Genomic DNA, 12,811 nt, shown 5'->3' on the forward strand with positions numbered 1-12,811 from the left:
AGCGGGAATTATAGCGTGCAAAGAAGCCAAGATTGCATACCGTCGTTGCTCCGATGCAATTGCCATGCTATATGAATACGTATTATAATGATAATGATTCTCATTTGCGTCAATACAGTAGCCACCTCCAGGAGTGATGTATGTTTTGCCTCAGCGCCCAAGCCACCGCCCGCCCTCAATCCCTGTCTGTGCCATTGCACGGCATCGCGCGGGGCGCCCGGATCCTGTGCGCCAGCGCGCTCCTGTCGGCCGCGTTCGCGGCCCACGCGCAGCCGGCCGCGCCGGATGCCAGCACCACCATGCCGGTCATCACCGTCACCGGCGAGGCCGACAACAGCAATACCGAGAACTCCGGCTCCTTCGCCGCCAAAAAGGCCAAGCTGTTCAAGGGCATCGACGCCATCCGCGACATTCCGCAGCCGGTCACCGTGATGACCCGCCAGTTCCTCGACGAACGCGCCTTGCTCGACCTGCACGACGTGCTGCAGAACACCCCCGGCGTGACGGTCGATTACGTCGACAGCGAACGGGTCACCTACTTTTCGCGCGGCTATTCAATTGACGCCCTGCAAGTGGACGGCCTGACCGTCAACCAGGCCGGCTCGGCCTTCATCCAGCCCGATACCGCCGTGCTCGACCGCGTCGAAGTGCTGCGCGGCGCATCGGGCATGCTGCGCGGCTCGGGCAACCCCTCGGCCACGGTCAATATGGTGCGCAAGCGCCCGAGCGCCGAATTCCAGGGATCGGTCGGCCTCACGCTCGGTTCGTGGGACCGGCGCCGCCTGGAAGCGGACATCGGCGGCGTGCTCAATGCCGCCGGCAGCGTGCGCGGACGCATGGTGGCCGTCAATGACGAGAAAGAGTTCTACCAGAAAGGCCGCAAGGAAGACCGCAAGGTGTTCTACGGCGTGCTCGAAGCCGACCTGGGCAAGCGCACCATGCTCAGCGCCAGCCTGCAGCACACCGACCTGGACGCCACCGGCGCCTGGGGCAACCTGCCGGGCAAGCTGGACGGCACAGCGCTGGCCCTGCCGCGCGAAACCTACCTGGGCGCCGACTGGAACCGCTGGAATCGCTACAACACCCAGGCCTTCACCGAGCTCGAACACCGCTTCGACAACGACTGGACCGTGAAAGTCAACGCCGCCTACACCCAGCTGCACCTGAAAGAAAACGGCTTCAAGCAAACCTACATGGTGCGCCCCGCGCGTGAAACCAACCCTTACCTGATGTCGATCGAGACCGCCCAGTACACGGGCGCGGCCAGCGACCAGCTCAACATCGGCGCCACCGCCAACGGTCCGTTCACGGCTTTCGGACGCAAGCACACGCTGGTGCTGGGGGCCGAGGGCACCCGCAACAAGTCGGTCGACAGCTGGGGCCAGGGCAGTCTTTACCCGACCATGATCGATATCCGCAGCTTCGATCCGTCGTCGACCTATCCGGAACGGGACGTTCCGATGCCGGTCAAGAAAAACACCCCGGGCACCATCAGCCAGAAAGCGGCGTTCGCCACCGCGAGCCTGTCGCTCACCGATCCGCTCACGCTGCTGCTTGGCGCGCGGGTGAGCTGGTGGCAGTCGAAGTCGCCCGCCACGCCGGCAAGCAACTACGCCGTCAACCGTGAAGTGACGCCGTTCGCCGGGCTGGTGTATGCATTGAACAAGCAAGTGAGCGCCTATGCCAGCTACACCGAGATCTTTACCCCGCAAAACGTCAAGGGCGCCAATGGCGCGATCCTCGACCCGATCCGCGGCGAAGATGTCGAAGCCGGCCTGAAGGGCGAGTTCCTGGGCGGACGCCTGAACGCCTCCGCCGGGGTGTTCCGCATCAACAACGTCGGCAAGGGGATCGAAGACAGCAGCTCGATCAATCCTTGCCTGCCATACTTCACGACCGGCTATTGCCGCATTGCCGGCGGCAAGACCCAGAGCGAAGGCTGGGAAATGGAAGCGTCCGGCCAGCTGATGACCGGCTGGCAAGTGATGGCCGGCTACACCAATACCCGCACCCGCTACCTGGCCGACAGCAACGCCAGCAATGTCGGCCAGCCGCTGCGCTCGATCGATCCGCGTCATCTGGTGGACCTGTTCACCAGCTACAAGCCGGGCGGGGCGCTGCAGGGCCTGACGGTGGGCGGCGGCGCGCAGATCCAGAGCGAGGCGTCGGTGAAAGCGGGCGCGATCACCTCGCGCCAGGGCGGCTATGCGGTGTATAACGCCATGCTGAGCTACCAGATCGGCAAGCTGTATTCGGTGCAGGCCAACGTGAATAATCTGTTCGACAAAACCTATTACAAGAAGTTCGGCCCGACCGGCATCGCTTATTACTATGGCGATCCGCGCAGCGTCTCGGTGTCGCTGCGCGCCAACTTCTGAGGGGCTTGAGGCCGCGCTAGCGAACAACATGCGTCCCGGCAGGGGGTGATCAGGCAGCGCCGATGGTGTATATTCACGCCCGGCGCTTGGCGCCTGTTCACAACACGAGAGAGCACAATGAATACAGCAATTTTCGCCATCGTCGCCTACCTGATCGGCTCGATTTCCTTCGCCGTGGTGGTAAGCCGCGTGGTTGGCCTGTCGGACCCGCGCACCTACGGTTCCAAAAACCCGGGCGCGACCAACGTACTGCGCAGCGGCAACAAGGGCGCCGCCATCGCCACCCTGGTCGGCGACGCCGCCAAGGGCTGGTTCGCGGTCTGGCTGGCGATTTTGCTGGCGCCCAAGTTTGGCGTGGCCACGGCCGGCATCGCGCTGGTGGCCATTGCGGTCTTCCTCGGGCACCTGTGGCCGATCTTTTTCCGCTTCGTGGGCGGCAAGGGCGTGGCGACCGCGCTCGGCGTGCTGCTCGGAATTAACATCTGGCTCGGCCTGGCCGTCGCGCTGACCTGGCTGGCGGTTGCTTTCGCCTCCCGCTATTCGTCGCTGGCGGCGCTGGTGGCGTCGGTGTGCGCGCCGGTCTACTTTGGCGTGGTGTTCGGCATCAACGAGCTGTTCTTCGCGATTGTGGCGATGTGTTCGCTGCTGCTGTACCGCCACAACCAGAACATCGCTAACTTGATGGCCGGCAAGGAAAGCAAGATCGGCAGCAAGTCGGCGGAAGCGAAAAAGTAAGACGTGCAGATGGCTAATGTCAGTTGGGGCTAGAATGGAACGCCCGACTGAGAGGAGCATTTGTGACCAAGCTGAAAATTGATTTTGTATCCGACATCTCCTGCCCCTGGTGCGTGATTGGCCTCAAGTCGCTGGAACAGGCGATTGGCCGCCTGGACGGCGCGGTCAGCGCCGAACTGCACTTCCAGCCGTTTGAACTCAATCCGCGCATGGCAGCCGTTGGCCAGGATATCGGCGAACACCTGACCGAAAAATACGGCGCCACGCCGGAGCAGGGCGCGCAGACGCGCGAGATGATCCGCGCGCGCGGGGCCGAGCTGGGCTTTACCTTCGACATGGATGCGCGCAGCCGCATCTACAACACCTTCGACGCGCACCGTTTGCTGCACTGGGCCGAGCAGCAGGGGCGCCAGCGCGAACTCAAGATGGCCTTGTTCGAAGCTTACTTCACCAAAGGCGACAGCCCTGGCGACCATGCCGTGCTGGCGCGGGTGGCAGGCGAAGTGGGGCTGGACGCGGCGGCGGCGGCCGAGGTGCTTGCCAGCGGCGCGTATGCGGGCGAGGTGCGCGAGCGCGAGCAGTTCTACCAGCAGCAGGGCATTAATTCGGTGCCGGCCATCATCATCAACGACCGTCATTTGATTTCCGGCGGACAGCCGCCGGAAGTGTTCGAGCAGGCGCTGCGCCAGATCGCAGCCGAATCCACAGACAACCTCACTTCAACGGAGCAATAAGATGCCTACCGCAAGCTGGAACGGCGCCGTGATCGCCCACGCGCCGGATGAGCAGGTGCGGATCGTCGAAAACAATGTGTATTTCCCGATGTCGGCGGTGAAGCAGGAATACCTGCAGCCGAGCGCGACCGAGCCCAAGTGCCCGTGGAAGGGGACGGCGAACTATTTCAGTTTGCTGGTCGATGGCGAAACCAATCGCGATGCGGTGTGGACTTACCGCGCACCGTTCGATGCGGCCAAGCAGATTGCCGGGCATGTGGCGTTCTGGAAAGGCGTTACCGTCCAGCGCTGACCTGCGCACCTCCGGCTCCGGCATTGCCGGAACCGACGACCATTTTGGTGCGCCGCACAACAACGGTGCCCAAAACCGCCCATCCCGGCGCCTCCCGCCCTTGATTTTCCTCTCCCTCACTCTCGTTTCCCGCTGGCACGCCATTTGCTGATGCTGTGGTAACGGCGCACGTCCGCGCCTCGCTTGCCAAACGAGGGAACCATGACCACCGACCGCACCACCAAGCTGTCCCGCCGCACCCTGCTCAAGGCCGGCGCCGCCGTCTCGCTGACCGGCCTTGCCAGCGGCGGCGTGTTTGCCGTCGGTTCCGACAAACCCGAAAAAGAAGAAATCAAGGTCGGCTTCATTCCCCTGACCGACTGCGCTTCCGTGGTCATGGCGTCGGTGCTCGGCTTCGACAAAAAATACGGCATCAAGATCGTCCTGAGCAAGGAATCGTCCTGGGCCAGCGTGCGCGACAAGCTGGTCAACGGCGAACTCGACGCCGCGCACGTGCTCTACGGCCTGCTGTACGGCGTCCAGATGGGCGTGGGCGGCGCCAAAAAGGACATGGCGGTGCTGATGAACCTGAACCACAACGGCCAGGCCATCACCCTCTCCAAGAAAGTGGCGGACAAAGGCGGCGTGGATGGCGCTTCCCTCGCCAAACTCATGCAAACGGACAAGCGCGAATATTCCTTCGCCCAGACCTTTCCGACCGGCACCCACGCCATGTGGCTGTACTACTGGCTGGCGAGCTACGGCATCAACCCGCTCAAGGACGCCAAGGTGATCACCGTGCCGCCGCCGCAGATGGTGGCCAATATGCGGGTCGGCAATATGGACGGCTTTTGCGTGGGCGAGCCCTGGAACCACCGCGCCATCGTGGACGGGGTCGGCATCACCGCCGCCACCACCCAGGACATCTGGAAAGACCATCCCGAAAAAACCCTTGGCACCACGCTCGAGTGGGCCAAGAAATACCCGAACAGCGCACGCGCCCTGATCGCCGCCGTGCTGGAGGCGAGCAAGTGGATCGACGCCGGCCTCGTCAACAAGACCAAGATGGCCGCCACCATCGCCGACAAGTCCTACGTGAACACCTCGGTCGATGTGATCAACCAGCGCATCCTGGGCCGCTACCAGAACGGCATGGGCAAGACCTGGGACGATCCGAACTACATGAAGTTCTACAACGACGGCTCGGTCAACTATCCGTATTTGTCGGATGGTATGTGGTTCATGACCCAGCACAAGCGCTGGGGCTTGCTCAAGGCCGAGCCCGATTACCTGGCGACCGCCACCAAGGTCAACCAGATCGGGCTGTACACCGAGGCCGCCGCCATGGCCAGGGTGAGCGTGCCGACCTCGCCGCTGCGCACGGTGAAAATGCTCGACGGAACGGTCTGGGATGGCAAGAATCCCAAGGCCTACGCCGATTCCTTCAAGATCAAAGCCTGAACCGGGAGCCCATGATGCGTGCCGTACTGGAATCGATGACCGCAAGCGCCGCCCCGCTGGCCGCACCCTTGCCGGAAAAGCGTGCCCGCAGCGAACGCCTCGCCAGCCAGGGAGTGACTCTAAGCAACGGCAAGCCGCGTTTGCGCGCTTTCTTGCTGGCGGTACTGCCACCCGTGCTCGGGCTGGGCCTGCTGGTGCTGCTGTGGCAGATTCTGTCGCTCAACAACAGCAGCTTTCCTTCGCCCGCCGTCACCTTCGCCGAAGCGGTGCGCATGTTCGCCGACCCGTTCTACCGCAACGGTCCCAACGACCAGGGCATCGGCTGGAATATCCTGGCCTCGCTCAAGCGCGTGGCGCTCGGTTTCGGGCTGGCGGCGGCGGTCGGGATTCCGCTCGGCTTCATGATCGGACGCTTCAGTTTTCTGGCGGGCATGTTCAACCCGATCATCAGCCTGCTCAAGCCGGTCTCGCCGCTGGCCTGGCTGCCGATCGGCTTATTGGTCTTCAAGTCGGCCGATCCGGCGGCGATCTGGTCGATTTTCATCTGCTCGATCTGGCCGATGATCGTCAACACCGCTAGCGGCGTGCAGCGCGTGCCGCAGGACTACATGAACGTGGCGCGCGTGCTCCAACTGTCGGAGTGGAAAATCTTTACCAAGATCCTGCTGCCCGCGGTGTTGCCCTACATGCTGACCGGCGTGCGCCTGGCCATCGGCACGGCCTGGCTGGTGATTGTCGCGGCCGAGATGCTGACCGGCGGCGTGGGCATCGGTTTCTGGGTGTGGGACGAGTGGAACAACTTGAACGTGCCGCACATCATCATCGCCATCGTCGTCATCGGCGTGGTCGGGCTGGTGCTGGAACTTGCCCTGGTGGCGCTGGCCAAGGCCTTTACCTACGAAGAAGCGGGGACCTGACATGAACAATAAATTCATTGAAGTGCAGCACGCCGAGATGGTGTTCGAGACCCGCAAGGGCCGCTTTCATGCGCTCGGCAAGGTCAACCTGACGGTGGCGCAGGGCGAGTTCGTGACCCTGATCGGGCACTCGGGCTGCGGCAAATCGACCCTGCTCAACCTGCTGGCGGGATTGACCAGGGCCACCGACGGCGCCCTGATCTGCGCCGGGCGCGAGATTGCCGGCCCGTCGCCCGAGCGCGGCGTGGTGTTCCAGAACCACTCGCTGCTGCCGTGGCTGAGCTGTTTCGAGAATGTGTACCTGGCGGTCGAGCGCGTGTTCGCGAGCAAGGAGTCAGGCAGCCAGATGCGCGAGCGCACCACGGCGGCGCTGGCGCTGGTGGGATTGAGCGCGGCGGCCCGGAAGCGGCCGAACGAAATCTCGGGCGGCATGAAGCAGCGTGTCGGCATCGCCCGCGCGCTGTCGATGGAGCCGAAGGTGCTGCTGATGGACGAGCCCTTCGGCGCACTCGACGCCCTTACGCGCGCGCACCTGCAAGACGAATTGCTGCGCATCGTGGCCCAGACCGGTTCCACGGTGGTGATGGTGACCCACGATGTGGACGAGGCGGTGCTGCTGTCGGACCGCATCGTGATGATGACCAACGGGCCGGCCGCGACCATCGGCGACATCGTGCGGGTGCAACTGGCGCGCCCGCGCGAGCGGGTGGCGCTGGCGCATGATCGGCTGTACATGGAATACCGCACGCGGGTGCTGGAGTTCTTGTATCACCGCCAGGCACGGCCGCAGGCGGCGTGAACAAACCGGTGATCAGGCAATATCGAGCACGATCGGCTGATGGTCCGAGGCGGCCGTTTCCGACTGCACTTCGACCTCGGTCACGCGCTGCGCCAGGTCCTTGGTGACGAAAAAATAGTCGAAGCAATCGGCCCGCTCCGGCCACTTGAAGCCGTGCAGGCCGGCTGTGGGCGCGCGCGCGATCTCCGGATGGCGCAAGCGCCAGGCGTCGACCAGCGGCAGCGCGCTGCCCTCGTCTGGCGCGATCAGTTCCTGGTAGTCGGGCGAGTCGGGCGTGAAGTTGAAGTCGCCGCAATAGATTGCCGAGCCCGGCCGGAATCCGAGCTGGTAGGGCGAGTCCATGCTCGGGTCCGGTTGAAACAGGCGCGCCCGTTCGCACGCTTCCCAATGCAGGTACTTGATATGCCGCACCTGCGCCATGCGCTGCACCGGCGAGTAATATTCCAGATGCGTGGTCAGCACGCGCACCTTGCCGCCGGGCGCGTCGACGACCGCCTCGATCAGCCCGCGCGGCATGCCGGCCGGACTGTTCGGATCGGGCGGCCACGGCAGCAGGTAGCGGTGCACTTGGTTGATGCGGTATTTGGAGAGCAACATGTTGCCGAACTGGCGCGGCAGGTTGTTCTGGTAGATTTCGCTGGTCGGTTCGATCACCGGCTGGTAGCCACCGAAGGCGCCCGCGAGTTGGCGGAACTGGTTGGACGCCGCGTTGCCTTCGAGCTCGGCATGATTTGACGCAACTTCTTGCAGGCAAATCACATCGGGATTTAACTTACGCAACACATCGATGATGGCGTGGATGCGGATCCTGCCATCCTTGCCGCAACCCCAGTGAATATTCCAGCTAACAACACGCATACAGCACCTCCGGAAAAACAGAACCGGGGGAGTGTGCCATTCTTTGGAAAATGACGGTACACGGTAGGATCGCCGCGCCGGCTTTTCAGACCGTCTTGATCTCGTCGAGCGGCCAGCGCGGGCGCACATTGAAGCCGTAGTCGCGCGTGGCGGCGCCGGGATTGATCTGCAGGCGCATGGCGCCGGCAAAGGCGATCATGGCGCCGTTATCGGTGCAAAATTCCAGCTCCGGGTAGAACACGCGGAATTTCTTGGCCGACGCCGCCGCGTTGAGCGAGGCGCGCAGTTGCGAGTTGGCGCCCACGCCGCCGGCGATCACCAGGCGTTTGAGGCCGGTGTGGCGCAGCGCGCTGACGCACTTGGCGGTCAGCACATCGACGATGGCGTCGACGAAGCCGCGCGCGATGTTGGCCTTGTCCTGTTCGCAGATATTGGCGATGACTTTTTCGTCGTGGTTCTTCACCACCGTCAGCACGGCCGTTTTCAGGCCCGAGAAGCTGAAGTTGAAGTCTTTTGAATGCAGCATGGGACGCGGCAGCTTGTAGGCCAGCGGATCGCCGAATTCGGCCAGGCGCGAAATCGCCGGACCGCCCGGGTAGCCCAGGCCAAGCAGCTTGGCCGATTTGTCGAAGGCTTCGCCGGCCGCGTCGTCGAGCGTTTCGCCGAGCAGGGTGTACTGGCCGACGCCGTCGACCCGCATCAATTGCGTATGGCCGCCCGAGACCAGCAGCGCGATGAAGGGGAACTGCGGCGGATCGGAGGCCAGCAGCGGCGAGAGCAGGTGGCCTTCGAGGTGGTGCACGCCGAGCACCGGCTTGTCGAGCGCCAGCGCGAGGCTGCACGCGATCGAGGAGCCGACCAGCAGCGCGCCGGCCAGGCCCGGGCCCTGGGTATAGGCGATGGCGTCGATATCGGCCATGGCCACGCCGGCGCGCGAGAGGGTTTCTTCGAGCAGCGGGATGGCGCGCCGGATATGGTCGCGCGAGGCCAGTTCCGGCACCACGCCACCGTATTGCTCGTGCATGGCGACCTGCGAATGCAGGGCGTGGGACAGCAGGCCGCGTTGCGTGTCGTACAACGCAAGGCCAGTTTCATCGCAGGAGGATTCGACGCCGAGAACGATCATGGGAGGTGCACAGAATAAGGGGGAATGCGCCATTGTAAAGCACCGGCTGCGCCGGCGCAGTGAGGCGCCCGGGGGCGGGTGCTGGCATCGCTCTTGCTATGGATAGGTATCCGCCTGTGCCTTGTGCCCACGCGGTCGCGTCGAATCCACAGGGAGGGCGGTATGGCGCAACAATGGAAAGCGGTTTGCAGGCTCAGGGACATCCCGCCGCAAGGCTGGCACGCAGTCGCGCGCGGACTGGCGTGGCAGGAGCTGCCGGGGGGGCGGGTGTTTCGGTCGGAGGACGATCAGGTGGTGGCGCAGCTCGATGGCGGGGAGGGCAGGCGCTATGCGGTCAAGGTCGAAGAGGGCCGGGTGTACCTGGACCAGAACGAGTTGAATGCGCCGGCCAGCAGGGCGGAAGCGGCGCTGGCGGGGGCGTTCGCGACGATGCCGCATGGGTAGGCGCCTGCGCCGTCGTTATCGTTAAAACCCTCGTTAACCTAAAAACCGTCGTTCCCGCGCAGGCGGGAACGACGGTTTTTAGGCTAAGGGTTTTATAGGTTGTAGCGGCCTACGGACGCTGTAACAGCTCCGCGTGCGCGGCACGCAGCATGGTCTCGGTCGCATCCCAATCGATGCAGCCGTCGGTCACCGAACAGCCATACTTCAACTGCGTCAAGTCCGCCGGAATCTTCTGGTTGCCGCCGACGATATTCGATTCGATCATCACGCCCACCAGCGACTTGTTCCCGTGACGGATCTGCTGCACCACGTCCGACATCACCAGCGGCTGCAACTCAGGCTTCTTGTAGCTGTTCGCATGCGAGCAGTCGACCACGAGGTTGGCCGGCAGCTTGGCTTTTTCCAGCGCCTGCTCCGCAATCGCGATCGACACCGAATCGTAATTCGGACGTCCATCGCCGCCGCGCAGCACCACGTGCCCGTAGGCGTTGCCGCTGGTGCGCACGATCGAGACCGTGCCCTGGCCGTTGATGCCCAAAAACGAGTGCGGATGCGCCGACGACAGAATGGCGTTGATCGCGATGCTGATGTCGCCATCGGTGCCGTTCTTGAAGCCGACCGGCGTCGACAAGCCCGACGACATTTCGCGGTGCGTCTGCGATTCGGTGGTGCGCGCACCGATCGCGGTCCAGGCGATCAGGTCGCCCAGGTACTGCGGCGAGATCGGGTCCAGCGCTTCGGTGGCGGTAGGCAGGCCCAGTTCGCACACGTCCAGCAGGAAGCGGCGCGCCTTTTCCATGCCTTCGTCGACGCGGAACGAATCGTCCATGTGCGGGTCGTTGATATAGCCCTTCCAGCCGGTCGTGGTGCGCGGCTTTTCGAAATACACGCGCATCACCAGCAGCATGGTGCCGGCCACCTCGGCCTGCAGCGCCTTGAGGCGGCGCGCATAGTCGATGCCGGCCACCGGGTCGTGGATCGAGCACGGGCCCACCACCACGAACAGGCGTTTGTCCTTGCGGTCGATGATGTCGCGCAGCGCGGCGCGGCCTTGCATGACAGTGGCGAACGCGCTGTCGGTCAGGGGAAGGCGCTTGTGCAGCTCTTCCGGGGTCGGCATGGTCGCGAACGACGTGACGTTGGTATTTTCGATGTCTGGAGTAGTAATCATGAAGGCTGCTTTTTCTCGTGTTTTTCGGCGTGGATACGGGAGTTTAGCCCGAATCGGGCCTTCTTGCACCGCTTGCATCAAAAGCCGGCCCGACACGGCGGCGCGTGTCATCATCGAGTCATCTCGCCCGTTTAAGCTTGCCGGCTTCCCAACTCCTATCAAGAGCTGTCATGACCCAACCGAATTCGCGCCGCAAGTTCCTTCGCAATCTCTCCCTCGGTACTGTCGCGGCGTCCAGCGTCGCACTGGCCGGCTGTGGCGGCAGCGACGGCGGCGATAGCGATGTCCGCTACGCGCACGGCGTCGCCAGCGGCGATCCGCTGAGCGACCGCGTCATCCTCTGGACCCGCATCAGCACCGCCGCCAGCGGCGAGATCGAAGTCAGTTGGGAGCTCTCCGAAGACAGCGGCTTCGCCGTCATCGCCGCCAAAGGCAGCACCGCTACCGGCCCGGCGCGCGACTACACCGTCAAGGTCGACGCGACCGGCCTGGCCGCCAACCGCGCCTATTACTATCGCTTCGTGGCGTACGGCGTGGTCTCGCCGGTCGGTCGCACCAAGACCATCGGCACCGGCAACCTGGCGCAGGTCAAGCTGGCCGTGTTCAGCTGCACCAACTACCCGGCCGGCTACTTCCACGTGTACGCCGAAGCGGCAAAGCTGAACGACATCGACGCCGCCATCCACCTGGGCGACTACATCTACGAATATGCCAAGGACGGTTACGCCGCCAAGGATGCCGAGGCGATGGGCCGGGTGTCGGTGCCGGCCAACGAGATCATCACCCTGAGCGACTACCGGCGCCGTTACGCCCAGTACCGCGCCGACAAGGACCTGCAGGCGATCCACGCGCGCATGCCCTTCATCACCGTGTGGGACGACCATGAACTGGCCAACGACACCTGGCGCGAAGGCGCGGAAAACCACGATCCGGCCACCGAAGGCCTGTTCCTGGCGCGCCGCCAGATGGCGATCCAGGCGTACAACGAGTGGATGCCGATCCGCCTGCCGGACGCCAGCAAGCCTGAGCGCATCTACCGTTCCTTCGACTTCGGCAACCTGCTGTCGCTGCACATGCTCGACACGCGCGTGATCGGCCGCGACAAGCAGCTCGCTTACCCGAGCTATGTCGGCGCCGACGGCGCGTTCAACGGCGCCGCGTTCGCGGCCGACGTGGGCAATCCGGCGCGCCAGCTGATGGGTCCAGAGCAGGCCACCTGGCTCAAAGGCCAGATGAGCAAGTCGAGCGCCACCTGGCAGATACTGGGCCAGCAGGTGCTGATGGCGCGCATGAACCTGCCCGCGCCGCTGGTGCTGGGCGCAATCGGCTTCGGCGCCTACGTCGCGCTGCTGACCAAAGCGAAGACCGCGCCGGCCAGCTTGAGCGCGGCCGAGCAGCAGATCCTGGCCCAGCCATCGGTGCCATACAACCTCGATGCGTGGGACGGCTACCAGGCCGCGCGCGAAACCGTGCTGGCCACGGCCAAAGCGCTGAACAAGAACCTGGTGGTGCTGGCCGGCGACACGCACAATGCGTGGGCCAGCGACCTGGCCGACATGAACGGACAGGCGGTCGGGGTGGAGTTCGGGGTGTCGTCGGTGACCTCGCCGGGTTTTGAAGAGATCTTCAAGAACGAAGATCCGGCGCAGGTGGCGGCGGGCCTGGAACAGATTATCGGGCCGCTGGTATATGCCGAAACCAAGTCGCGCGGCTTCATGGTGGTGTCGGTCACGCCGCTAGAGGCGCGCGCCGAGTACCGGTATGTGAGCACGGTCAAGTCGGCCAGCTACACGGTCGTGCCGGGTAAAGTGCTCAGGACGCTGCCGGGCGCCGCCAACCGCAAGCTGATCGCTGCATAAGGCTGCACAAAAAAAGGGGACGGGGCGCACGGTGGAATGCGGCGCCGTCCCCAATAAC

12 protein-coding genes are annotated in these 12,811 nt (G+C 64.1%); 9 read left to right on the plus strand and 3 right to left on the minus strand.

The window, feature by feature from the left end; genetic code table 11:
- Positions 1-140 precede the first annotated feature (140 nt).
- From F2P45_RS07495 to F2P45_RS07525, 7 genes are all read left to right on the plus strand, one after another.
- The gene (locus F2P45_RS07495) at positions 141-2,378 is read left to right on the plus strand and encodes a TonB-dependent siderophore receptor (protein ID WP_166872233.1); all 2,238 of its coding nucleotides are present in this window, start codon (positions 141-143) and stop codon (positions 2,376-2,378) included.
- 117 nt (positions 2,379-2,495) lie between these two features.
- On the plus strand, positions 2,496-3,113 hold the full coding sequence (gene plsY, locus F2P45_RS07500; RefSeq protein WP_166872237.1) for a glycerol-3-phosphate 1-O-acyltransferase PlsY: 618 nt from the start codon (positions 2,496-2,498) through the stop codon (positions 3,111-3,113).
- Positions 3,114-3,175: 62 nt separating this feature from the next.
- On the plus strand, positions 3,176-3,847 hold the full coding sequence (locus F2P45_RS07505; protein ID WP_166872240.1) for a DsbA family oxidoreductase: 672 nt from the start codon (positions 3,176-3,178) through the stop codon (positions 3,845-3,847).
- A 1-nt stretch (position 3,848) separates the two neighbouring features.
- A complete protein-coding gene (locus F2P45_RS07510) occupies positions 3,849-4,139 on the plus strand; it encodes a DUF427 domain-containing protein (RefSeq protein ID WP_166872243.1) in 291 nt (96 codons plus the stop codon).
- A 201-nt stretch (positions 4,140-4,340) separates the two neighbouring features.
- A complete protein-coding gene (locus tag F2P45_RS07515) occupies positions 4,341-5,579 on the plus strand; it encodes a CmpA/NrtA family ABC transporter substrate-binding protein (protein ID WP_166872246.1) in 1,239 nt (412 codons plus the stop codon).
- Between the two features lie 14 nt (positions 5,580-5,593).
- A complete protein-coding gene (ntrB, locus tag F2P45_RS07520; RefSeq protein WP_187367153.1) occupies positions 5,594-6,496 on the plus strand; it encodes a nitrate ABC transporter permease in 903 nt (300 codons plus the stop codon).
- A 1-nt stretch (position 6,497) separates the two neighbouring features.
- Positions 6,498-7,295 carry an ABC transporter ATP-binding protein gene (locus tag F2P45_RS07525; RefSeq protein WP_166872249.1) on the plus strand — a complete coding sequence of 266 codons (798 nt, stop codon included), beginning with the start codon at positions 6,498-6,500 and terminating at the stop codon, positions 7,293-7,295.
- A gap of 12 nt (positions 7,296-7,307) precedes the next feature.
- On the opposite strand, the gene F2P45_RS07530 is transcribed toward F2P45_RS07525, so the two are convergent.
- Complete coding sequence (locus F2P45_RS07530) at positions 7,308-8,153, minus strand: endonuclease/exonuclease/phosphatase family protein (RefSeq protein WP_166872252.1); 846 nt, start codon at positions 8,151-8,153, stop codon at positions 7,308-7,310.
- An 85-nt stretch (positions 8,154-8,238) separates the two neighbouring features.
- Complete coding sequence (gene tsaD / locus F2P45_RS07535; protein ID WP_166872255.1) at positions 8,239-9,279, minus strand: tRNA (adenosine(37)-N6)-threonylcarbamoyltransferase complex transferase subunit TsaD; 1,041 nt, start codon at positions 9,277-9,279, stop codon at positions 8,239-8,241.
- A gap of 162 nt (positions 9,280-9,441) precedes the next feature.
- On the opposite strand from tsaD, the gene F2P45_RS07540 reads away from it, so the two are divergent.
- Positions 9,442-9,723, plus strand: coding sequence for a Rieske (2Fe-2S) protein (locus tag F2P45_RS07540; RefSeq protein WP_166872258.1), 282 nt, complete (start codon positions 9,442-9,444; stop codon positions 9,721-9,723).
- Between the two features lie 109 nt (positions 9,724-9,832).
- On the opposite strand, the gene F2P45_RS07545 is transcribed toward F2P45_RS07540, so the two are convergent.
- Entirely contained in the window at positions 9,833-10,891 is a 1,059-nt protein-coding gene (locus F2P45_RS07545) for a 3-deoxy-7-phosphoheptulonate synthase (RefSeq protein WP_166872388.1), read from the minus strand.
- Positions 10,892-11,064: 173 nt separating this feature from the next.
- Here F2P45_RS07545 and F2P45_RS07550 point away from each other — a divergent pair, with 173 nt between their 5' ends.
- The gene (locus tag F2P45_RS07550) at positions 11,065-12,753 is read left to right on the plus strand and encodes an alkaline phosphatase D family protein (protein ID WP_166872261.1); all 1,689 of its coding nucleotides are present in this window, start codon (positions 11,065-11,067) and stop codon (positions 12,751-12,753) included.
- The last annotated feature ends 58 nt before the right edge of the window (positions 12,754-12,811 follow it).

The sequence above is a fragment of the Massilia mucilaginosa genome (assembly GCF_011682145.1).
GTDB classification, from domain to species: domain Bacteria; phylum Pseudomonadota; class Gammaproteobacteria; order Burkholderiales; family Burkholderiaceae_D; genus Telluria_A; species Telluria_A mucilaginosa.

Bases quoted from the DNA above. Each gene is read 5' to 3' on its own strand.
- F2P45_RS07495 (WP_166872233.1), top strand. From the start codon at position 141: ATGTTTTGCCTCAGCGCCCAAGCCACCGCCCGCCCTCAATCCCTGTCT.
- plsY (WP_166872237.1), top strand. From the start codon at position 2,496: ATGAATACAGCAATTTTCGCCATCGTCGCCTACCTGATCGGCTCGATT.
- F2P45_RS07510 (WP_166872243.1), top strand. From the start codon at position 3,849: ATGCCTACCGCAAGCTGGAACGGCGCCGTGATCGCCCACGCGCCGGAT.
- F2P45_RS07515 (WP_166872246.1), top strand. From the start codon at position 4,341: ATGACCACCGACCGCACCACCAAGCTGTCCCGCCGCACCCTGCTCAAG.
- ntrB (WP_187367153.1), top strand. From the start codon at position 5,594: ATGCGTGCCGTACTGGAATCGATGACCGCAAGCGCCGCCCCGCTGGCC.
- F2P45_RS07525 (WP_166872249.1), top strand. From the start codon at position 6,498: ATGAACAATAAATTCATTGAAGTGCAGCACGCCGAGATGGTGTTCGAG.
- F2P45_RS07530 (WP_166872252.1), bottom strand. From the start codon at position 8,153: ATGCGTGTTGTTAGCTGGAATATTCACTGGGGTTGCGGCAAGGATGGC.
- tsaD (WP_166872255.1), bottom strand. From the start codon at position 9,279: ATGATCGTTCTCGGCGTCGAATCCTCCTGCGATGAAACTGGCCTTGCG.
- F2P45_RS07540 (WP_166872258.1), top strand. From the start codon at position 9,442: ATGGCGCAACAATGGAAAGCGGTTTGCAGGCTCAGGGACATCCCGCCG.
- F2P45_RS07550 (WP_166872261.1), top strand. From the start codon at position 11,065: ATGACCCAACCGAATTCGCGCCGCAAGTTCCTTCGCAATCTCTCCCTC.